At 54.6% G+C, this 21,754-nt stretch carries 22 protein-coding genes and 1 tRNA gene; 19 read left to right on the top strand and 4 right to left on the bottom strand.

Annotation, left to right across the window (positions count from 1 at the left end; translation table 11 throughout):
* Nucleotides 1–22 precede the first annotated feature (22 nt).
* The gene (gene mnmG, locus HT085_RS10635; protein ID WP_003690334.1) at nt 23–1,918 is read left to right on the top strand and encodes a tRNA uridine-5-carboxymethylaminomethyl(34) synthesis enzyme MnmG; all 1,896 of its coding nucleotides are present in this window, start codon (nt 23–25) and stop codon (nt 1,916–1,918) included.
* Between the two features lie 67 nt (nt 1,919–1,985).
* A complete protein-coding gene (rnhB, locus tag HT085_RS10630) occupies nt 1,986–2,570 on the top strand; it encodes a ribonuclease HII (RefSeq protein ID WP_010359364.1) in 585 nt (194 codons plus the stop codon).
* A 744-nt stretch (nt 2,571–3,314) separates the two neighbouring features.
* On the opposite strand, the gene HT085_RS10625 is transcribed toward rnhB, so the two are convergent.
* From HT085_RS10625 to HT085_RS10615, 3 genes are all read right to left on the bottom strand, one after another.
* Complete coding sequence (locus HT085_RS10625; protein WP_003690014.1) at nt 3,315–4,088, bottom strand: ParA family protein; 774 nt, start codon at nt 4,086–4,088, stop codon at nt 3,315–3,317.
* A 99-nt stretch (nt 4,089–4,187) separates the two neighbouring features.
* Nucleotides 4,188–4,811: a 16S rRNA (guanine(527)-N(7))-methyltransferase RsmG gene (gene rsmG / locus HT085_RS10620; RefSeq protein ID WP_003690016.1), complete on the bottom strand. Its 624-nt coding sequence runs from the start codon at nt 4,809–4,811 to the stop codon at nt 4,188–4,190.
* A gap of 94 nt (nt 4,812–4,905) precedes the next feature.
* The gene (locus HT085_RS10615) at nt 4,906–5,385 is read right to left on the bottom strand and encodes a hypothetical protein (RefSeq protein WP_003690329.1); all 480 of its coding nucleotides are present in this window, start codon (nt 5,383–5,385) and stop codon (nt 4,906–4,908) included.
* 106 nt (nt 5,386–5,491) lie between these two features.
* Between HT085_RS10615 and HT085_RS10610 the strand changes: the two genes are divergently transcribed.
* From HT085_RS10610 to lpxA, 16 genes are all read left to right on the top strand, one after another.
* A tRNA-Thr gene (locus HT085_RS10610) sits at nt 5,492–5,567 on the top strand.
* Between the two features lie 69 nt (nt 5,568–5,636).
* Nucleotides 5,637–6,764 (top strand): FUSC family protein, encoded by a 1,128-nt coding sequence (locus HT085_RS10605; protein WP_003690020.1) that lies wholly within the window; start codon nt 5,637–5,639, stop codon nt 6,762–6,764.
* A gap of 108 nt (nt 6,765–6,872) precedes the next feature.
* Nucleotides 6,873–7,277, top strand: a complete 405-nt coding sequence (locus HT085_RS11515; RefSeq protein WP_003700761.1) for an NgoPII family restriction endonuclease — start codon at nt 6,873–6,875, stop codon at nt 7,275–7,277.
* A gap of 28 nt (nt 7,278–7,305) precedes the next feature.
* Nucleotides 7,306–7,710: an NgoPII family restriction endonuclease gene (locus tag HT085_RS11510; RefSeq protein ID WP_353074622.1), complete on the top strand. Its 405-nt coding sequence runs from the start codon at nt 7,306–7,308 to the stop codon at nt 7,708–7,710.
* A gap of 4 nt (nt 7,711–7,714) precedes the next feature.
* Nucleotides 7,715–8,707 (top strand): DNA cytosine methyltransferase, encoded by a 993-nt coding sequence (locus tag HT085_RS10595; RefSeq protein ID WP_003690024.1) that lies wholly within the window; start codon nt 7,715–7,717, stop codon nt 8,705–8,707.
* Between the two features lie 141 nt (nt 8,708–8,848).
* Complete coding sequence (gene frr / locus HT085_RS10590; RefSeq protein WP_003690026.1) at nt 8,849–9,406, top strand: ribosome recycling factor; 558 nt, start codon at nt 8,849–8,851, stop codon at nt 9,404–9,406.
* A 55-nt stretch (nt 9,407–9,461) separates the two neighbouring features.
* Nucleotides 9,462–10,208 (top strand): undecaprenyl pyrophosphate synthase, encoded by a 747-nt coding sequence (locus HT085_RS10585; RefSeq protein ID WP_003690027.1) that lies wholly within the window; start codon nt 9,462–9,464, stop codon nt 10,206–10,208.
* Nucleotides 10,209–10,210: 2 nt separating this feature from the next.
* A complete protein-coding gene (locus tag HT085_RS10580) occupies nt 10,211–11,008 on the top strand; it encodes a phosphatidate cytidylyltransferase (protein WP_003690029.1) in 798 nt (265 codons plus the stop codon).
* Between the two features lie 4 nt (nt 11,009–11,012).
* Nucleotides 11,013–12,248 carry a 1-deoxy-D-xylulose-5-phosphate reductoisomerase gene (gene ispC / locus HT085_RS10575; RefSeq protein ID WP_003690324.1) on the top strand — a complete coding sequence of 412 codons (1,236 nt, stop codon included), beginning with the start codon at nt 11,013–11,015 and terminating at the stop codon, nt 12,246–12,248.
* Nucleotides 12,249–12,282: 34 nt separating this feature from the next.
* Nucleotides 12,283–13,623, top strand: coding sequence for an RIP metalloprotease RseP (gene rseP / locus HT085_RS10570; RefSeq protein WP_003690033.1), 1,341 nt, complete (start codon nt 12,283–12,285; stop codon nt 13,621–13,623).
* Between the two features lie 56 nt (nt 13,624–13,679).
* Entirely contained in the window at nt 13,680–16,058 is a 2,379-nt protein-coding gene (gene bamA, locus HT085_RS10565; protein ID WP_003690323.1) for an outer membrane protein assembly factor BamA, read from the top strand.
* 65 nt (nt 16,059–16,123) lie between these two features.
* Nucleotides 16,124–16,624, top strand: a complete 501-nt coding sequence (locus HT085_RS10560; protein WP_003690321.1) for an OmpH/Skp family outer membrane protein — start codon at nt 16,124–16,126, stop codon at nt 16,622–16,624.
* 32 nt (nt 16,625–16,656) lie between these two features.
* The gene (gene lpxD / locus HT085_RS10555) at nt 16,657–17,700 is read left to right on the top strand and encodes a UDP-3-O-(3-hydroxymyristoyl)glucosamine N-acyltransferase (RefSeq protein WP_014580429.1); all 1,044 of its coding nucleotides are present in this window, start codon (nt 16,657–16,659) and stop codon (nt 17,698–17,700) included.
* Between the two features lie 35 nt (nt 17,701–17,735).
* Entirely contained in the window at nt 17,736–18,185 is a 450-nt protein-coding gene (fabZ, locus tag HT085_RS10550) for a 3-hydroxyacyl-ACP dehydratase FabZ (RefSeq protein WP_002231544.1), read from the top strand.
* A 206-nt stretch (nt 18,186–18,391) separates the two neighbouring features.
* Nucleotides 18,392–19,072, top strand: a complete 681-nt coding sequence (locus HT085_RS10545; protein WP_003690318.1) for an Abi family protein — start codon at nt 18,392–18,394, stop codon at nt 19,070–19,072.
* 42 nt (nt 19,073–19,114) lie between these two features.
* Nucleotides 19,115–19,891, top strand: a complete 777-nt coding sequence (gene lpxA / locus HT085_RS10540) for an acyl-ACP--UDP-N-acetylglucosamine O-acyltransferase (RefSeq protein ID WP_003690038.1) — start codon at nt 19,115–19,117, stop codon at nt 19,889–19,891.
* Between the two features lie 117 nt (nt 19,892–20,008).
* Here lpxA and HT085_RS12225 read toward each other — a convergent pair whose 3' ends face one another.
* The gene (locus HT085_RS12225) at nt 20,009–20,155 is read right to left on the bottom strand and encodes a hypothetical protein (RefSeq protein ID WP_162488837.1); all 147 of its coding nucleotides are present in this window, start codon (nt 20,153–20,155) and stop codon (nt 20,009–20,011) included.
* 199 nt (nt 20,156–20,354) lie between these two features.
* Here HT085_RS12225 and HT085_RS10530 point away from each other — a divergent pair, with 199 nt between their 5' ends.
* A complete protein-coding gene (locus tag HT085_RS10530) occupies nt 20,355–21,746 on the top strand; it encodes an alanine/glycine:cation symporter family protein (protein WP_003690317.1) in 1,392 nt (463 codons plus the stop codon).
* The last annotated feature ends 8 nt before the right edge of the window (nt 21,747–21,754 follow it).

Below are 21,754 nucleotides of genomic sequence, written 5' to 3'. Positions count from 1 at the left end.
AAAACCGATAGGCAATACACACATGACCCACATGATTTACCCCAAAACCTACGATGTCATCGTCGTCGGCGGCGGACACGCCGGCACGGAAGCCGCGCTTGCCGCCGCCCGTATGGGCGCGCAGACGCTTTTGCTCACACACAATATCGAAACGCTCGGACAAATGTCGTGCAACCCCTCTATCGGCGGCATCGGCAAAGGGCATTTGGTACGCGAACTCGACGCGCTCGGCGGCGCAATGGCGTTGGCAACCGACAAATCAGGTATCCAATTCCGCCGCCTGAACGCCAGCAAAGGCGCGGCAGTACGAGCCACGCGCTCGCAGGCAGACCGCATCCTGTATAAAGCCTCCATCCGCGAAATGTTGGAAAACCAAGAAAACCTCGACCTTTTCCAACAAGCCGTCGAAGACGTAACACTCGAGGGCGAACGCATCAGCGGCGTGATCACCGCGATGGGCGCGGAGTTTAAAGCACGCGCCGTGGTGCTGACCGCAGGCACGTTCTTGTCCGGCAAAATCCACATCGGTTTGGAAAACTACGAAGGCGGCCGCGCCGGCGACCCAGCCGCCAAATCGCTCGGCGGACGTTTGCGCGAATTGAAGCTGCCGCAAGGCCGTCTGAAAACCGGCACGCCGCCGCGTATTGACGGACGCACGATTGACTTTTCCCAACTCACCGAACAGCCCGGCGACACGCCCGTTCCCGTCATGTCCGTGCGCGGCAACGCCGAAATGCACCCGCGCCAAGTGTCCTGCTGGATTACGCATACCAACACGCAAACCCACGACATCATCCGCTCAGGCTTCGACCGCAGCCCGATGTTTACCGGCAAAATCGAAGGCGTGGGTCCGCGTTATTGTCCGTCTATCGAAGACAAAATCAACCGCTTCGCCGACAAAGACAGCCACCAGATTTTCCTCGAACCCGAAGGTCTGACCACGCACGAATACTACCCCAACGGTATCTCCACCAGCCTGCCGTTCGACATCCAAATCGCGCTCGTGCGCAGTATGAAGGGTCTTGAAAACGCCCATATCCTGCGCCCCGGCTACGCCATCGAATACGACTACTTCGATCCGCGCAACCTCAAAGCAAGCCTCGAAACCAAAACCATTGAGGGACTGTTTTTCGCCGGGCAAATCAACGGCACGACAGGCTATGAAGAAGCCGCCGCGCAAGGATTGCTGGCGGGCGCGAACGCCGTGCAATACGTCCGCGGACAAGATCCGCTCCTGCTGCGCCGCGAACAAGCCTACCTCGGCGTATTGGTGGACGACCTCATTACCAAAGGCCTGAACGAACCTTACCGGATGTTTACCAGCCGCGCCGAATACCGCCTGCAACTCAGGGAAGACAACGCCGATATGCGCCTGACCGAAGACGGCTACAAAATCGGCTTGGTGGGTGAAGCGCAATGGCGCATGTTCAACGAAAAACGCGAAGCCGTCGAACGCGAAATCCAACGTTTGAAAACAACGTGGTACGCGCCGCAAAAACTCGCCGAAGACGAACAAATCCGCGTGTTCGGACAAAAACTCAGCCGCGAAGCCAACCTGCACGATTTGTTACGCCGCCCGAACCTCGATTACGCCGCGCTGATGACGCTCGAAGGCGCGATACCGTCTGAACGCCTCTCCGCCGAAGTGGTCGAACAAGTCGAAATCCAAGTCAAATACCAAGGCTATATCGACCGCCAAAACGAAGAAATCGACAGCCGCCGCGACATCGAAACCTTAAAACTGCCCGACGGCATCGATTACGGCAGAGTCAAAGGCTTGTCGGCAGAAGTGCAACAAAAGCTCAACCAGCACAAACCCGAAACCGTCGGGCAGGCAAGCCGCATTTCCGGCGTTACGCCTGCCGCCGTCGCACTGCTGATGGTGCATTTGAAGCGCGGGTTTAAAGACGCGAAATAAACACATCGGTACGATGCCGTCTGAAACCATTTTCAGACGGCATCGTACCATCCCGACAGGAAACATCATGCACATACTGACCGCCGGCGTGGACGAGGCAGGACGCGGACCTTTGGTCGGCAGCGTGTTTGCCGCCGCCGTCATCCTTCCGGAAACATTCGACCTGCCCGGACTGACCGACTCCAAAAAACTCAGCGAGAAAAAACGCGACGCGCTTGCCGAAATGATTAAAGAACAGGCGGTCGCGTGGCACGTCGCCGCCTCCACGCCCGAAGAAATCGCAAGCCTCAACATCCTGCACGCCACCATGCTCGCCATGAAACGTGCCGTTTACGGTTTGGCTGCGCGTCCCGAAAAAATATTCATCGACGGCAACCGCATTCCCGAACATTTAGGCATCCCTGCCGAAGCAGTCGTCAAAGGCGACAGCAAAATCATCGAAATCTCCGCCGCATCCGTTTTGGCAAAGACCGCACGCGATGCGGAAATGTACGCACTGGCGCAACGCCGTCCCCAATACGGTTTTGACAAACACAAAGGTTACGGCACAAAGCAGCATCTGGAAGCCCTCAAACAATACGGCGTGCTGCCCGAACACCGCCGCGACTTCGCCCCCGTCAGAAACCTGCTCGCGCAGCAGGCCTTGTTTTAAACCGGCACAAAAATGCCGTCTGAACTTCAGACGGCATTTCCAGCATCGCAACTTCAAAGAGAAAGAACCCGAACCGTCATTCCCCCGCAGGCGGTAATTTAGTTTTTTGGGTTTCAGTTGTTTTTAAGTTTCGGGAAACTTCCCAACCGTCATTCCCGCGAAAAACAGAAAATCAAAAAAACCTAAAATCCGTCATTCCCGCGCAGGCGGGAATCCAATCCGTCCGGTTTCCGTTTTTTTTTTGAATTTCAGGTAACTTCCAAACCGCCATTCCCGCAAAAGCGGGAATCTAGAAACTCAAAGCTGCAAGAATTTATCAAAAATGACTGAAACTCAAAAAACCGGATTCCCGCGAAAACAGGAATCCGGAGTCTCAGGATTGGAAAAACCGTTTTTCCCGATAAGTTTCCGTACCGACAGACCTAGATTCCCGCCTGCACGGGAATGACGATATTTCAGTTTTGTGTTTTTGATTTTTTTGTTTTTGCGGGAATGACGATATAGCGGATTAACAAAAATCAGGACAAGGCGGCGGGCCGCAGACAGTACGGATAGTACGGAACCGGTTCGCCCGGTGCTTGGGCGCCTTAGGGAACCGTTCTCTTTGAGCTAAGGCGGGGCAACGCCGTACCGGTTTTTGTTAATCCGCTATAAATGACGATATAAGTATTTTTATTTTAATCCGCCATATTAACGCACCCGGCCAAACAGCATAAAGGCACGGGCAGCCCGATTTGGATTGACCTATTTCCCCGACACCCTCGCCGCCAGCTCGTCCGCCAAGGCAAGATACGCCTTGGCACCCTTTGCCTGCGCATCATAAGCCATAACCGGCATACCGTGGCTCGGCGCTTCTGCAAGGCGGATATTGCGCGGGATGGCGGTTTCAAAAAGCAAATCCCCGAAATGGCTGCGCAACTGTTCGCTGACTTCGGCAACCAGCCTGCTGCGGCTGTCGTACATCGTGCGCACGATGCCCGTGATGTCCAAATCGGGATTGACCGCCTGACGGATTTTGCGCACGGTCGCAATCAAATCGGAAATCCCTTCCAGCGCGTAATATTCGCACAACATCGGCACAATCACGCCGCCCGCCGCCACCAAGCCGTTAAGCGTCAACAGCGTCAGCGAAGGCGGGCAGTCGATCAGGATAAAGTCGTAATCTTCCGCCACTGCCTTGAGCGCGTTTTTCAAACGCACTTCCCGGGCGATTTCCTGCACCAGCTCGATTTCCGCGCCGGCCAGCGCGCGGTTCGCACCCAGCACAGCGTATCCGCCCTCTTTGCTGCGTACCGCCGCCGACTGCACGTCCGCATCGCCCAATAAGACCTGATAAACGCCGGACTGCAAACCCGCCTTGTCGATGCCGCTGCCCGTCGTCGCATTGCCCTGCGGATCCAAATCGACCACCAGCACGCGTTTGCCGCGCGATGCCAGCGAAGCCGCCAAATTTACCGTCGTCGTCGTTTTGCCCACACCGCCCTTCTGATTGGCGATGGCAAGGATGTTCGCACTCATGTCCCGCCCGTGTCCCGTCTGATGTTGAAAAAAAGAAAAACAGTGCGGAATTTTACCTTTATCCGCACAAAAAAGGTATTCATGCCGTCTGAAGCGCGCTCAACGCTTGCTCAGGATGACGATATGGCGTTCCGCATCCAAGCCCGGCACGTCGAGCCTTTGGACTTTTTCGACGCACACATCCTGCGGCAGGCGGCCGATTTCCCCCTGCGGATATACGCCCTTCATCGCCGCCCAGTAGCCGCCGTCTTTCAACAGGTGCGCCGTCCACGACACAAAATCCGCCAGTTCCGCAAACGCACGGCTGGTAACCACGTCGGCACGCACGTCCGAAACCGCCTCCACGCGCCCCGACACCACGCGCACATTGTCCAACCCCAACTCGATAGCCGCCTGCCGCAAAAAAGCCGTTTTCTTCGTATTCGCATCCAACAAGGTTATCTGCACATCCGGACGGCACACCGCCGCCGGAATGCCGGGCTGGCCGCCGCCCGAACCGACATCCAGCATCGTCTGTGCGCCTTCGATATAGGGCAGCAGCGTCAGGCTGTCCAAAAGATGATGGACAATCATTTTTTCCTCGTCGCGCAGGGCGGTCAGATTGTAGGTTTTGTTCCACTTTTTCAACAAATCCACATAGGCCAAAAGCCTGTCCTGCGCCGTTTCCGAAATATCCGGCCCCATCGCGGCAATGCCTGCACGCAGGCGTTCTTTACGTTCCATATCTGCTTCCTGTCCATATTCAGGCGTAATGTTAGCGGAAAAACATGCCGTCTGAAACCGCGTATCGGGTTTCAGACGGCATTTCCGTTCCGTCCTATTTTTTCCTGTGGAACACCACAGGCTGCACCGGCGCGCGCGTCAGGCGTTTCGGCAGCGTCAGCATAGACACCAGCCACACGGCAAACGCATATTCCGACACCGCCTCCCCGCTCAGCCCGCCCAAGGCGGCACTGCCCAACAACAGCTTGAAAATCCAAGCCACCGCCGCGCAAGCCGCCACGCCCGACAGAAACAGCGCGTAACGCGAATGCCGCCGCATCATCTTTTTGTACGCCAGTTTCGTCAGGCCCGCCGACACAACCACATTCAAAAACGCAAACACACCGAACACAAACCAAACAGTGCCGTCCCAACCGCCACGCCGGCCGAATCCGCCGGCCGACACCGACACCAGCAGCCCCGCCCGTCCGAACGCACATGCAAAGGCATCATGCACCGCCAACGCAAACGGCAGCGTCAAAAACACCAGCCCCGCAAACAGGGTCGCATAAGGATATTTCTCGTTCACAAACATCGCCGCCCCCCCTCTTCCGAAGCAGGCCGCATTATACCGCGCACCGCCTTGCCGCCCGCCCGAAAAGTTGCACAAACAACCGTTTATATATATCATAACGAAAAACGCCGGTGTAGCTCAGTCGGTAGAGCAGCGCATTCGTAACGCGAAGGTCGGGGGTTCGATTCCCTTCTCCGGCACCAATACCAAGCACAGACCCTCCCTCGGGAAGCCTGTGCTTTTTCACATTTCCGCTTCAGACGGCATCCGATATGAACTCCTCGCAACGCAAACGCCTTTCCGGCCGCTGGCTCAACTCCTACGAACGCTACCGCCACCGCCGCCTCATACATGCCGTGCGGCTCGGCGGAGCCGTCCTGTTCGCCACCGCACTCGCCCGGCTACTCCACCTCCAACACGGCGAATGGATAGGGATGACCGTCTTCGTCGTCCTCGGCATGCTCCAGTTCCAAGGCGCGATTTACTCCAAGGCGGTGGAACGTATGCTCGGTACGGTCATCGGGCTGGGCGCGGGTTTGGGCGTTTTATGGCTGAACCAGCATTATTTCCACGGCAACCTCCTCTTCTACCTGACCATCGGCACGGCAAGCGCACTGGCCGGCTGGGCGGCGGTCGGCAAAAACGGCTACGTCCCTATGCTGGCGGGGCTGACGATGTGCATGCTCATCGGCGACAACGGCAGCGAATGGCTCGACAGCGGCCTGATGCGCGCGATGAACGTCCTCATCGGCGCCGCCATCGCCATTGCCGCCGCCAAACTGCTGCCGCTGAAATCCACACTGATGTGGCGTTTCATGCTTGCCGACAACCTGGCCGACTGCAGCAAAATGATTGCCGAAATCAGCAACGGCAGGCGTATGACGCGCGAACGTTTGGAGCAGAATATGGTCAAAATGCGCCAAATCAACGCACGCATGGTCAAAAGCCGCAGCCACCTCGCCGCCACATCGGGCGAAAGCCGCATCAGCCCCTCCATGATGGAAGCCATGCAGCACGCCCACCGCAAAATCGTCAACACCACCGAGCTGCTCCTGACCACCGCCGCCAAGCTGCAATCTCCCAAACTCAACGGCAGCGAAATCCGGCTGCTCGACCGCCACTTCACACTGCTCCAAACCGACCTGCAACAAACCGCCGCCCTCATCAACGGCAGACACGCCCGCCGCATCCGCATCGACACCGCCATCAACCCCGAACTGGAAGCCCTCGCCGAACACCTCCACTACCAATGGCAGGGCTTCCTCTGGCTCAGCACCAATATGCGTCAGGAAATTTCCGCCCTCGTCATCCTGCTGCAACGCACCCGCCGCAAATGGCTGGATGCCCACGAACGCCAACACCTGCGCCAAAGCCTGCTTGAAACACGGGAACACGGCTGACGGCCGGACACGATGCCGTCTGAAACGCCTGCCGCTTCAGACGGCATCGGTCCGATAAACACCCTGACGGTTTTGCTATAATCTGCCGCAAAACCCCAAGGAAAAACCATGAACATTATCGATGCCATCATCAATTTGGCTAACAACCCTGTTGTCGGGGTCAACTCCCATTCTCAAAGCAACAATCGTGCCAATCAGGCAGGTGATGCTTTGGAAGAATATGTAAAAGACTTGTTTTCCGGCAGTTTCAACCTAAATGAAACCCAACGCATAGCCCGACACGCAAAAGTATTCTCATATTTGGGCAACAACTCCAACCCTCCTGATGCCATGTTGCGAAACGGGGATGCCATTGAAGTTAAGAAAATTGAAAGTAAAGATTCCGCACTGGCGCTGAATAGCAGCCACCCAAAATCAAAGCTCTCTGTTGATGACAGCATGCTTACAAAAGCCTGCAAAGATGCGGAAAAATGGGAAGAGAAAGACATTATCTATAATTGTCGGCGTCGTTGACAAAAAGAAAAACCTCAAACACTTGGCAATGGTTTACGGAATCGACTACTGCGCCGATGCCGAATGCTATTTGAAGATAAAAAATCAAATTAAGGAAGGAATCGGCAACATCGGCGGCATACAGTTTGCAGAAACCAAAGAGCTGGGCAGGGTCAACCGCATTGATCCGCTCAACATAACTTATCTGAGAGTACGGGGTATGTGGGGAATCGAAAATCCATGGTTTGTCTTCAACTATATTTACCAACGGAATATGGAAAAAAGTTTCAATTTCATGGCCATTATCAACGAAGACAAATGGAACAGTTTTAACAATACAGACAAGCTGCTTGCCATACAGGATTCCAAACTGGCCATTTCCGACATTAAAATTAAAAATCCCAACAACCCGGCGCGATTAAGAAATGCAAAACTCATCACCTACCACTTATAATCCTATGAAAATCATTAGTTTGTTTAGCGGTTGCGGCGGTTTGGATTTGGGTTTCGAAAAAGCGGGATTTGAAATCCCCGCCGCCAACGAATACGATAAAACCATTTGGGCAACCTTCAAGGCAAACCATCCAAAGACCCATTTGATAGAAGGCGATATACGCAAGATTAAAGAAGAAGATTTCCCTGAAGAAATCGACGGGATTATCGGCGGCCCACCCTGCCAGTCTTGGTCTGAAGCGGGAGCTTTGCGCGGCATCGACGATGCGCGCGGACAGTTGTTTTTCGACTACATCCGTATTTTGAAAAGCAAACAGCCAAAATTCTTTTTAGCGGAAAACGTCAGCGGAATGCTGGCAAACCGCCACAACGGAGCCGTACAAAACCTGCTGAAAATGTTTGACGGATGCGGATACGACGTAACCTTGACTATGGCCAACGCCAAAGACTACGGTGTAGCACAGGAACGCAAAAGGGTCTTCTACATCGGTTTCCGTAAAGACTTGGAAATAAAATTTTCTTTTCCAAAAGGTTCGACGGTCGAAGACAAAGACAAGATTACATTGAAAGACGTTATTTGGGATTTGCAGGACACAGCCGTACCTTCCGCCCCGCAAAACAAGACCAACCCCGACGCAGTCAACAACAACGAATATTTTACCGGCAGTTTTTCCCCTATTTTTATGAGCCGGAACCGAGTTAAAGCGTGGGATGAACAGGGTTTTACCGTCCAAGCTTCAGGCAGGCAGTGCCAACTGCACCCGCAAGCCCCAAAGATGGAAAAGCACGGGGCAAACGACTACCGTTTTGCTGCCGGCAAAGAAACACTATATCGGAGGATGACGGTACGCGAAGTTGCAAGAATCCAAGGCTTTCCCGACAACTTCAAATTCATCTATCAAAATGTCAACGACGCATACAAAATGATTGGCAACGCCGTCCCCGTCAACCTTGCCTACGAAATTGCAGCGGCAATTAAAAAAACCCTAGAAAGGTGAAACACCCTTCCTACAGGCATCTGCCTTGTCGTCATGCCCGAATAACGGTACTATTCGCAGTTAACGGTCTTTATGCCGTCTGAACGGCTTGGAGCGCGTTCGAACGGCTGCCCGCCTACCTTATCTTACCGAAAGAACAATATGATCAACGATATTCAAAAAACAGCCGAAGGCAAGATGCAGCGTTCGGTCGAAGTACTGAAAGAAAATCTGGCGAAAGTGCGTACCGGCCGCGCGCATACCGGCCTGCTCGACCAAGTGGAAGTCGAATACTGGGGCAGCATGGTCCCCGTCAGCCAGGTTGCCAACGTAACCCTTTTGGACGCGCGCACCATCGGCGTGAAACCGTTTGAGGGCAATATGGCGGCCAAAGTCGAGAAAGCCATCCGCGATTCAAACTTGGGACTGAACCCGGCAGCTGTCGGCGATTTGATCCGCGTGCCGATGCCCATGCTGACCGAGGAACGCCGCAAAGACCTGATTAAAGTCGTGCGCGGCGAGGCGGAAGAAGGACGCGTCTCTATCCGCAACGTGCGCCGCGATGCCAACGACCACATCAAAAAACTCCTCAAAGACAAAGAAATTTCCGAAGACGAGGCACGTCGCGGCGAAGAGGCGGTTCAAAAACTGACCGACAAGTACATTGCCGAAGCCGATAAGGTTTTGGCTGCCAAAGAAGAAGACCTGATGGCGGTTTAAATCTCACGGCGCGGCGTTCAGACGGCATTTGAACGCCGAACCGCGAAAGGCAGATATGAAGAGCAGCACGCAGACCATTTTGGAACACACCGCCATCCCGAGGCACATCGCCGTAATTATGGACGGCAACGGCCGTTGGGCGAAAAAACGTTTTCTCCCGCGTATAATGGGACACAAACGCGGCTTGGACGCGTTGGAAAATATGGTGAAGCATTGCGCCAAACTGGGCGTGCAATATCTGACCGTGTTTGCCTTTTCAACCGAAAACTGGCGTCGCCCCGAAGACGAAGTTTCGTTCCTGATGGGGCTGTTTTTACAGGCTTTGCAAAAACAGGTACGCCGCCTGCACGAAAACAATATGCGCCTGAAAATATTGGGCAGCCGCGAACGCTTTAATCGGCAGATTCTGCAAGGTATCGAAGAGGCGGAAGCCTTGACGGCAAATAATACCGGTCTGACCCTGAGCATTGCTGCGGATTACGGCGGCCGCTGGGATATTTTGCAGGCGGCAAACAAACTGATTGCCGAAGGCGTATCCGAGATTACGGAAGACACGCTGGCCAAACACTTGATGCTGGGCGACGCGCCGGAACCGGATTTGTTCATCCGCACGGGCGGAGAAACGCGCATCAGCAATTTCCTGCTCTGGCAGATGGCGTATGCAGAACTGTATTTCACCGACATCCTGTGGCCCGATTTCGACGAAACCGCCTTAGATGCCGCCGTCGCTTCGTTCCAAAAACGCGAACGGCGGTTCGGACGCACTTCCGAGCAACTGCCTATCGGACAGCAAAGGAACTGAATATGCTGAAACAACGGGTAATAACCGCTATGTGGCTGCTGCCGCTGATGCTGGGCATGCTGTTTTACGCGCCGCAATGGCTGTGGGCTGCATTTTGCGGGCTGATTGCCCTGACCGCCTTGTGGGAGTATGCCCGTATGGCCGGTTTGTGCAAAACCGAAACCAACCATTACCTCGCCGCAACCTTGGTTTTCGGCGTAGTTGCCTATGCGGGCGGCTGGATGCTGCCTAATTTGGTTTGGTATGTTGTTTTGGCATTTTGGCTCGCCGTTATGCCTTTGTGGTTGAGATTCAAATGGAGGCTCAACGGCGGTTGGCAGGTTTATGCCGTCGGCTGGCTTTTGCTCATGCCGTTTTGGTTCGCGCTCGTATCCCTGCGCCCGCATCCCGATGATGCCCTGCCGCTGCTCGCCGTGATGGGTTTGGTCTGGGTTGCCGACGTTTGCGCGTATTTCAGCGGCAAGGCGCTCGGCAAACACAAAATCGCACCGGCAATCAGCCCCGGCAAGAGCTGGGAAGGCGCAATCGGCGGTGCGGTTTGCGTGGCAGTGTACATGACTGCCGTACGAAGTGCCGGCTGGCTGGCATTCGATACAGGCTGGTTCGATACCGTGTTAATCGGTTTGGTGTTGACCGTTGTCAGCGTATGCGGCGACCTGTTGGAAAGCTGGCTCAAGCGCGCGGCAGGCATCAAAGACAGCAGCAACCTGCTGCCCGGACACGGCGGCGTGTTCGACCGTACCGACAGCCTGATTGCCGTTATCAGCGTCTATGCGGCGATAATGTCGGTTTTAAATTGATTCTATGCCGTCTGAAAACGCTTCAGACGGCATCCGGTATAAAGTTATCCTCATTATGACACCACAAGTCCTGACCATATTAGGCAGTACCGGCAGCATAGGCGAAAGCACGCTGGACGTTGTCTCCCGCCATCCCGAAAAATTCCGCGTATTCGCGCTGGCAGGGCATAAGCAGGTCGAGAAACTGGCGGCTCAATGTCAAACGTTCCGCCCCGAATATGCCGTCGTTGCCGATGCCGAACACGCCGCCCGGCTTGAAGCCCTGTTGAAACGCGACGGCACGGCGACTCAGGTTTTACACGGCGCGCAGGCATTGGTTGACGTTGCGTCTGCCGACGAAGTCAGCGGCGTCATGTGCGCCATCGTCGGGGCGGCGGGGCTGCCTTCCGCGCTCGCAGCGGCGCAAAAAGGCAAAACCATTTATCTGGCAAACAAAGAAACGCTGGTGGTTTCCGGCGCGTTGTTTATGGAAACCGCCCGCGCAAACGGCGCGGCAGTGTTGCCCGTCGACAGCGAACACAACGCCATTTTCCAAGTTTTGCCGCGCGATTACACAGACCGTCTGAACGAACACGGCATCGATTCGATTATCCTGACCGCTTCCGGCGGCCCGTTTTTAACAACCGATTTAAGCACGTTCGACAGCATTACGCCCGAGCAGGCGGTCAAACACCCCAATTGGCGTATGGGGCGCAAAATCTCCGTCGATTCAGCCACTATGGCAAACAAGGGCTTGGAACTGATTGAAGCGCATTGGCTGTTCAACTGTCCGCCCGACAAACTCGAAGTCGTCATCCATCCCCAATCCGTGATACACAGTATGGTGCGCTACCGCGACGGCTCCGTGCTGGCGCAACTGGGCAATCCCGATATGCGAACGCCCATCGCCTATTGTTTGGGCTTGCCCGAGCGCATCGATTCGGGTGTCGGCAAACTCGATTTCGGCGCATTGTCCGCGCTGACCTTCCAAAAGCCCGACTTCGGCCGCTTCCCCTGCCTGAAGTTCGCCTATGAAACCATAAACGCAGGCGGAGCCGCGCCCTGCGTATTGAACGCCGCCAACGAAACCGCCGTCGCCGCCTTTTTGGACGGACAGATTAAGTTTACCGACATTGCCAAAACCGTCGCCCACTGTCTTGCACAAGACTTTTCAAACGGCATGGGCGATATAGAAGGACTGTTGGCGCAAGATGCCCGGACACGCGCACAAGCGCGGGCATTTATCGGCACACTGCGCTGATACCGTCCGAACACCGTTATCAAAGGAAAACCATTTGCAAACCCTTCTAGCTTTTATCTTCGCCATCCTGATTTTGGTCAGCCTGCACGAATTCGGACACTACATCGTCGCCAGGTTGTGCGGCGTCAAGGTTGTGCGTTTTTCCGTCGGCTTCGGCAAACCGTTTTTCACCCGAAAGCGCGGCGACACCGAATGGTGCCTCGCCCCGATTCCGTTGGGCGGCTACGTCAAAATGGTCGATACGCGCGAAGGCGAAGTATCAGAAGCCGATTTACCCTACGCTTTTGACAAACAACACCCCGCCAAGCGCATCGCCATCGTCGCCGCCGGTCCGCTGACCAACCTCGCACTGGCGGTTTTGCTGTACGGACTGAGCTTTTCCTTCGGCGTAACCGAACTGCGGCCCTATGTCGGCACAGTCGAACCCGACACCATTGCCGCCCGCACCGGCTTCCAAAGCGGCGACAAAATACAATCCGTCAACGGCGTTTCCGTCCAAGACTGGAGCAGCGCGCAAACCGAAATCGTCCTCAACCTCGAAGCCGGCAAAGTCGCCGTCGGCGTTCAGACGGCATCGGGCGCGCAAACCGTCCGCACCATCGATGCCGCAGGCACGCCGGAAGCCGGTAAAATCGCAAAAAACCAAGGCTACATCGGACTGATGCCCTTTAAAATCACAACCGTTGCCGGCGGCGTGGAAAAAGGCAGCCCCGCCGAAAAAGCAGGCCTGAAACCGGGCGACAGGCTGACTGCCGCCGACGGCAAACCCATCGCCTCATGGCAGGAATGGGCAAACCTGACCCGCCAAAGCCCGGGCAAAAAAATCACCCTGACCTACGAACGCGCCGGACAAACCCATACCGCCGACATCCGCCCCGATACTGTCGAACAGCCCGACCACACCCTGATCGGGCGCGTCGGCCTCCGTCCGCAGCCGGACAGGGCGTGGGACGCGCAAATCCGCCGCAGCTACCGTCCGTCTGTTGTCCGCGCATTCGGCATGGGCTGGGAAAAAACCGTTTCCCACTCGTGGACAACCCTCAAATTTTTCGGCAAACTAATCAGCGGCAACGCCTCTGTCAGCCATATTTCCGGGCCGCTGACCATTGCCGACATTGCCGGACAGTCCGCCGAACTCGGCTTGCAAAGTTATTTGGAATTTTTAGCGTTGGTCAGCATCAGCCTCGGCGTGCTGAACCTGCTGCCCGTCCCCGTTTTGGACGGCGGGCACCTCGTGTTTTATACTGTCGAATGGATACGCGGCAAACCTTTGGGCGAACGTGTCCAAAACATCGGTTTGCGCTTCGGGCTCGCCCTGATGATGCTGATGATGGCGGCCGCCTTCTTCAACGACGTTACCCGGCTGATCGGTTAGATTTTACGTTTCGGAATGCAGTCTGAAACCGCATTCCGCACCACAAGGAACTTACGATGAAACTGAAACAGATTGCCTCCGCACTGATGATGTTGGGCATATCGCCTTTGGCATTTGCCGACTTCACCATCCAAGACATCCGTGTCGAAGGCTTGCAGCGTACCGAGCCGAGCACCGTATTCAACTACCTGCCCGTCAAAGTCGGCGACACCTACAACGACACACACGGCAGTGCCATCATCAAAAGCCTGTACGCCACCGGTTTCTTTGACGACGTACGAGTCGAAACTGCGGACGGGCAGCTTCTGCTGACCGTTATCGAACGCCCCACCATCGGCTCGCTCAACATCACCGGCGCCAAAATGCTGCAAAACGACGCCATCAAGAAAAACCTCGAATCGTTCGGGCTGGCGCAGTCGCAATACTTTAATCAGGCGACACTCAACCAGGCAGTCGCCGGCCTGAAAGAAGAATACCTCGGGCGCGGCAAACTCAATATCCAAATCACGCCCAAAGTAACCAAACTCGCCCGCAACCGCGTCGACATCGACATCACGATTGACGAGGGCAAATCCGCCAAAATCACCGACATCGAATTTGAAGGCAACCAAGTCTATTCCGACCGCAAACTGATGCGGCAGATGTCGCTGACCGAAGGCGGCATTTGGACATGGCTGACACGAAGCGACCGGTTCGACCGCCAGAAATTCGCCCAAGACATGGAAAAAGTAACCGACTTCTACCAGAACAACGGCTACTTCGATTTCCGTATCCTCGATACCGACATCCAAACCAACGAAGACAAAACCAGGCAGACCATCAAAATCACCGTCCACGAAGGCGGACGTTTCCGCTGGGGCAAAGTGTCGATTGAAGGCGACACCAACGAAGTCCCCAAGGCCGAACTGGAAAAACTGCTGACCATGAAGCCCGGCAAATGGTACGAACGCCAGCAGATGACCGCCGTTTTGGGTGAGATTCAGAACCGCATGGGCTCGGCAGGCTACGCATACAGCGAAATCAGCGTACAGCCGCTGCCGAACGCCGGAACCAAAACCGTCGATTTCGTCCTGCACATCGAACCGGGCAGAAAAATCTACGTCAACGAAATCCACATCACCGGCAACAACAAAACCCGCGACGAAGTCGTCCGCCGCGAATTGCGCCAAATGGAATCCGCGCCTTACGACACCTCCAAGCTGCAACGTTCCAAAGAGCGCGTCGAGCTTTTGGGCTACTTCGACAACGTACAGTTTGATGCCGTCCCGCTTGCCGGCACGCCCGACAAAGTCGATTTGAACATGAGCCTGACCGAACGCTCCACCGGCTCGCTCGACTTGAGCGCGGGCTGGGTTCAGGATACCGGCTTGGTCATGTCCGCCGGCGTATCGCAGGACAACCTGTTCGGTACGGGCAAGTCGGCCGCCCTGCGCGCCTCGCGAAGCAAAACCACGCTCAACGGCTCGCTGTCGTTTACCGACCCGTACTTCACGGCAGACGGGGTCAGCCTGGGCTACGATATTTACGGAAAAGCCTTCGACCCGCGCAAAGCATCGACCAGCGTCAAACAATATAAAACCACCACCGCCGGCGGCGGCGTAAGGATGGGTATCCCCGTTACCGAATACGACCGCGTCAATTTCGGGCTGGCGGCGGAACACCTGACCGTCAACACCTACAACAAAGCACCCAAACGCTATGCCGACTTTATCAAACAATACGGCAAAACCGACGGCGCAGACGGCAGCTTCAAAGGCCTGCTGTACAAAGGCACTGTCGGCTGGGGGCGCAACAAGACCGACAGCGCCTTATGGCCGACGCGCGGCTACCTGACCGGCGTAAATGCCGAAATCGCCCTGCCCGGCAGCAAACTGCAATACTACTCCGCCACCCACAACCAAACCTGGTTCTTCCCCTTAAGCAAAACCTTCACGCTGATGCTCGGCGGCGAAGTCGGCATTGCGGGCGGCTACGGCAGAACCAAAGAAATCCCCTTCTTTGAAAACTTCTACGGCGGCGGCCTGGGTTCGGTGCGCGGCTACGAAAGCGGCACGCTCGGCCCGAAAGTGTATGACGAATACGGCGAAAAAATCAGCTACGGCGGCAACAAAAAAGCCAACGTCTCCGCCGAGCTGCTCTTCCCGATGCCCGGTGCGAAAGACGCACGCACCGTCCGCCTGAGCCTGTTTGCCGACGCAGGCAGCGTGTGGGACGGCAGAACCTATACCGCCGCCGAAAACGGTAACAACAAATCGGTTTACTCGGAAAACGCGCATAAATCCACCTTTACCAACGAATTGCGCTATTCCGCCGGCGGCGCGGTTACCTGGCTCTCGCCTTTGGGCCCGATGAAATTCAGCTACGCCTACCCGCTGAAGAAAAAACCGGAAGACGAAATCCAACGCTTCCAATTCCAGCTCGGCACGACGTTCTAATCCCGCAAATGCCGTCTGAAGCCCTTCAGACGGCATTTCGCGGCAACATCCGAAGGAGTTTTACCATGACCCGTTTGACCCGCGCGTTTGCCGCCACCCTGATCGGTTTATGCTGCACCACAGGCACGCACGCCGACACCTTCCAAAAAATCGGCTTTATCAACACCGAGCGCATCTACCTCGAATCCAAGCAGGCGCGCAACATCCAAAAAACGCTGGACGGCGAATTTTCCGCCCGTCAGGACGAATTGCAAAAACTGCAACGCGAAGGCTTGGATTTGGAAAGGCAGCTCGCCGGCGGCAAACTTAAGGACGCAAAAAAGGCGCAAGCCGAAGAAAAATGGCGCGGGCTGGTCGAAGCGTTCCGCAAAAAACAGGCGCAGTTTGAAGAAGACTACAACCTCCGCCGCAACGAAGAGTTTGCCTCCCTCCAGCAAAACGCCAACCGCGTCATCGTCAAAATCGCCAAACAGGAAGGTTACGATGTCATTTTGCAGGACGTGATTTACGTCAACACCCAATACGACGTTACCGACAGCGTCATTAAAGAAATGAACGCCCGCTAACCCTTTCAGACGGCATACCAAACAGGAAAACCATGATTCCGGCCACCTGCACCCTGTCCCAAATCACCGCGCGGCTCGGCGGCGAATGGCGCGGCGAGGACATTTCCGTTACCGCCGTGCGCCCGCTCGCAGACGCGCAGGCGGAACACATCAGCTTCCTCGCCAATCCGAAATACAAAGCCGAAGTCCACGACAGCAGCGCGGGCGCGATCATCGTTTCCGCCAAAGCAGCAGACGGATTTGAAGGGCGCAACCTGATTGTCGCCGACGATCCCTATCTCTATTTCGCCAAAGTCGCGCGCCTGTTTTCACCCGTCGTCAAAGCGCGCGGCGGCATCCATCCGACCGCCGTCGTCGAACCGGGCGCGACCGTTCCCGCAAGCTGTGAAATCGGCGCGAACGCCTACATCGGCGCGAACACCGTGCTCGGCGAAGGCTGCCGCATCTTGGCAAACGCCGTCGTCCAACACGATTGCAAACTGGGCGACGAAGTCGTCCTGCATCCCAACGCCGTCGTTTATTACGGCTGCACACTCGGCAGACACGTCGAAATCCACAGCGGCGCGGTCATCGGCGCGGACGGTTTCGGACTCGCCTTCGCCGGCGATTCGTGGTTCAAAATCCCGCAAACCGGCGCGGTAACGCTGGGCGACGACGTAGAAATCGGCTCGAACACCAACATCGACCGGGGCACGATGAGCGACACCATTGTCGGCAACGGCACCAAAATCGACAACCAAGTCCAAATCGGACACAACTGCAAAATCGGTTCGCACACCGTCATCGCCGCCAAAACGGGCATCTCCGGCAGTGTAACCATAGGCAGCTACTGCATCATCGGCGGCGGAGTCGGCACGGTCGGACACATCGAAATCGCCGACAAAACCACCATCGGCGGCGGCACGTCCGTTACCCACAGCATTACCGAAAGCGGCAAACACATCGCCGGCATCTTCCCGATGTCCACCCATAAAGAATGGGCGCGCAACGCCGTTTACATCCACCGCTTAAGCGAAATGAACAAACGCCTCAAAACGCTGGAACAGCAGCTTTCAGACAGCAAAGACACGCAATAAATCCAAACCGACTTTATTCAAGGAATACGACAGACATGGACGTACAACTCCCCATCGAAGCCAAAGACATCCAAAAACTCATCCCCCACCGCTACCCGTTTCTCCAGCTCGACCGCATTACCGCCTTCGAGCCGATGAAAACCCTGACCGCCATCAAAAACGTAACCATAAACGAACCCCAATTCCAAGGCCATTTCCCCGACCTGCCCGTTATGCCCGGCGTACTCATCATCGAAGCGATGGCGCAGGCGTGCGGCACGTTGGCGATTTTGAGCGAAGGCGGGCGCAAGGAAAACGAATTTTTCTTCTTCGCCGGCATAGACGAAGCCCGTTTCAAACGCCAAGTCATCCCCGGCGACCAACTCGTCTTTGAAGTCGAACTCCTGACCAGCCGGCGCGGCATCGGCAAATTCAACGCCGTTGCCAAAGTGGACGGACAAGTCGCCGTCGAAGCCGTGATTATGTGCGCCAAACGCGTGGTTTGAGCGTTCGGAAAAAGGTCGTCTGAAAGTTTCAGACGACCTAATAAAAAGAAAACCCACCGGTTTAGGTTTATTCAAACCCAGGGACACGGTGGGGATTAGTTTTATCTAACTATATCAAATATAGTTTGAAACGTCAATTTAAAAATAAAGAATCAAGGGTTAGCGTGAATTATAAGGAATGCTGTAGTATTTTTTCTGATTTCAGAATGGAACGGTATAAAAATGCCGTTAGGAAAGACAAAGCAGCTGAATTGTATTTATTGAATTTATCTTTATCAAGAGAACTTTTTCATGTTGTTTCTATATTTGAGATCGTTTTAAGAAACAAAATTGATATTTGCTTTCGGCAGGAGTTTAAAGACAGAAACCGGTTATATGATAGCATACAACCACAAACGAATCCTGCATTGAAATATCAAGGTTGCTTTTTAAGAAATGGTACGAAAGAATCTGCTGAATTAATCAAGGTTGCATTATCTAAAATACAAAATAATAGCGGAGGAAAGTTTGACCACAACCAATTGGTTGCAGGACTAGGATTCGGTTTTTGGCGGTATCTGTTTGCGGGAGGGAAAGATGCTCAATTTGATGCTGCAGGAAAAGTATTGATGAAAGTTTTTCCAAAAAAGCCCAAATCTACACCAAGTGTGCAATATAACCAAAAATGGATTTTTCGAGAACTTTCCAATATTAACAATTTCCGTAATCGTTTGGCACATCACGAACCGATTTGTTTTAAAGGTGCAATAAAAGATACCGGCTACGCTAGAAATATTTACCAATCTATTTTTGAACTGCTTAATTACATGGATGTAGATACTGCTTCAGTATTTAGCCATTTTAGCGATCAAGTGATTGCGGTCTGCGATGAAATCGACAAACTGTGATTTTCTATTATTTGTCTTAACAAGCAGCGGAGTATTCAAAACATGACCCTCATCCACCCGACCGCCGTCATCGACCCCAAAGCCGAACTCGACTCCGGCGTCAAAGTCGGCGCGTACACCGTCATCGGCCCCAACGTCCGAATCGGTGCGAATACAGAAATCGGTCCGCACGCCGTCATCAACGGCCACACCACCATCGGCGAAAACAACCGCATTTTCCAATTTGCCAGCCTCGGCGAAATTCCGCAGGACAAAAAATACCGCGACGAGCCGACCAAGCTGATTATCGGCAACGGCAACACCATCCGCGAATTCACCACCTTTAATTTAGGCACGGTAACCGGCATCGGCGAAACCCGTATCGGCGACGACAACTGGATTATGGCGTACTGCCACCTCGCGCACGACTGCGTGGTCGGCAACCACACCATTTTCGCCAACAACGCCTCGCTTGCCGGACACGTTACCGTCGGCGACTACGTCGTTTTGGGCGGCTACACGCTGGTCTTCCAATTCTGCCGCATCGGCGACTACGCCATGACCGCCTTCGCCGCAGGCGTACACAAAGACGTGCCGCCCTACTTTATGGCATCGGGCTACCGCGCCGAACCGGCCGGCCTAAACAGCGAAGGTATGCGCCGCAACGGTTTTACCGCAGAACAGATTTCCGCCGTCAAAGACGTATACAAAACCCTCTACCATCGCGGCATTCCGTTTGAAGAAGCCAAGGCGGACATTCTCCGCCGCGCCGAAACCCAAGCCGAGCTTGCCGTATTTCAAGACTTCTTCGCACAATCGACGCGCGGCATCATCCGCTGACCGCACCCTTTCAATGCCGTCTGAAACCCCGAAAGCGTTTCAGACGGCATCGGTTTTTTTTTAAAGCGGTATGTTGTTTGATCGATGCATCATTTTGTATAGTGGTTTAAATTTAAATCAGGACAAGGCGACGAAGCCGCAGACAGTACAAGAAGTACGGCAAGGCGAGGCAACGCCGTACCGGTTTAAATTTAAACCACTATAGATTTCAAAAGTATGGCAGTCGGCAGCATTGATGATTTCTGCCGCCCGCCACATCCCCATTCGGACATTTCATTGTGACCTCCGCCTCTGCTTTTAAATAATTGCAAACAATTTCCGCAGCTTGAACCGGCCTGTCTTCGGTGAAAAAACCAAAAGTATTTTTCAAAAGAACATATTGTCTTATTGAATATTCTGTGCTGAAATTACCGGACACTACAAAAGTGGTGTTTTAAAAATAAAACAGACAAAGGAGAAAGCCATGCAAGTATTTTTAGACAATCTCAAAGCCTTTTTCGAAACCGTCAGCAGCTGGGTTTGGGGATCTGTTATGTTGATGCTGCTGGTCGGCACCGGCATTGTGCTGACCGTTATGCTGAAAGGCTTGCAGTTCACTATGTTGGGCTATGCGCTGAAACAGGCGTTTGTGCCGTCAAAGAAGTATGAAGGCGGCGCAGGCCACGAAGGCGATATTTCCCATTTTGCGGCGTTGATGACCGCGCTGTCCGCCACCATCGGTACGGGTAACATCGCCGGCGTGGCGACTGCAGTGGTAACCGGCGGCCCGGGCGCGGTATTCTGGATGTGGATGACCGCTATTTTCGGCATGGCCACCAAATACGGCGAAGGCGTGTTGGCGGTGAAATACCGCGTCAACAATTCCAAAGGCGAAATGTCCGGCGGCCCGATGTATTACATCGAAAAAGGCTTGGGCAAAAACTGGAAATGGATGGCCGTTGCATTTGCGCTGTTCGGCACATTCGCTTCCTTCGGTATCGGCAGCTCGGTGCAGTCCAACTCGGTTGCACAGGCTGTGCAAACCAGCTTCGGTATCGAACCTGCCTATACCGGCATTACGTTGACCGTTCTGACTGCCGTTGTCGTTTTAGGTGGTATTAAAGGCATCGCCAAAGCCGCTTCTTTCATCGTGCCTGCTATGGCGGTGTTTTATGTGTTGGGCGGTCTTTCCATTATCGTCATTAATTCCGATGCACTGATGCCTGCCGTCAAGCTGATTTTCTCCGATGCGTTCAGCGCGCAGGCCGTAGCAGGCGGCGCTATCGGTACGGTCATCCGCTACGGCGTGGCGCGCGGCGTGTTCTCCAATGAGGCGGGTATGGGTTCTGCGCCTATTGCCGCCGCAGCCGCGAAAACCGACCACCCCGTTCGTCAGGCTTTGGTTTCCATGACCGGTACTTTTTTGGACACCATTGTTGTCTGCTCGATTACCGGTATCGTGTTGGTCATGGGTCTGCTCGGCGCAGGCGGCGAGTTTGTGAAACCTGAATTGAGCGGCGCGGCGCTGACAACCGTCACTTTCCAAAAAATGCTGCCCGGCATCGGCGGCTGGATTGTGACCATCGGCCTGATTTTCTTTGCCTACTCAACCATTCTCGGCTGGTGTTATTACGGCGAGAAATGCGCGGTTTACGTCTTCGGCGAGAAGTTTGCCGCTTTGTACCGCGTCGGTTATGTTTCTTCCGTCATGCCGGGTACCGTGTTGAGCCTTGATTTGGTATGGCTGGCTTCGGATACATTCAACGGCTTGATGGCATTGCCCAACCTGACTGCGCTTTTGTTGATGGCGAAAGTCATCGTCAATGAAACACGCGACTTCAAACAAAAAATCACAAACGGCGAATTGCCGCATTAATATCCGAG

It is taken from the genome of Neisseria gonorrhoeae, from assembly GCF_013030075.1.
GTDB lineage: Bacteria > Pseudomonadota > Gammaproteobacteria > Burkholderiales > Neisseriaceae > Neisseria > Neisseria gonorrhoeae.
Note: the sequence above shows the minus strand (reverse complement) of the source record. Positions and strands in the feature narration are given on the sequence as shown.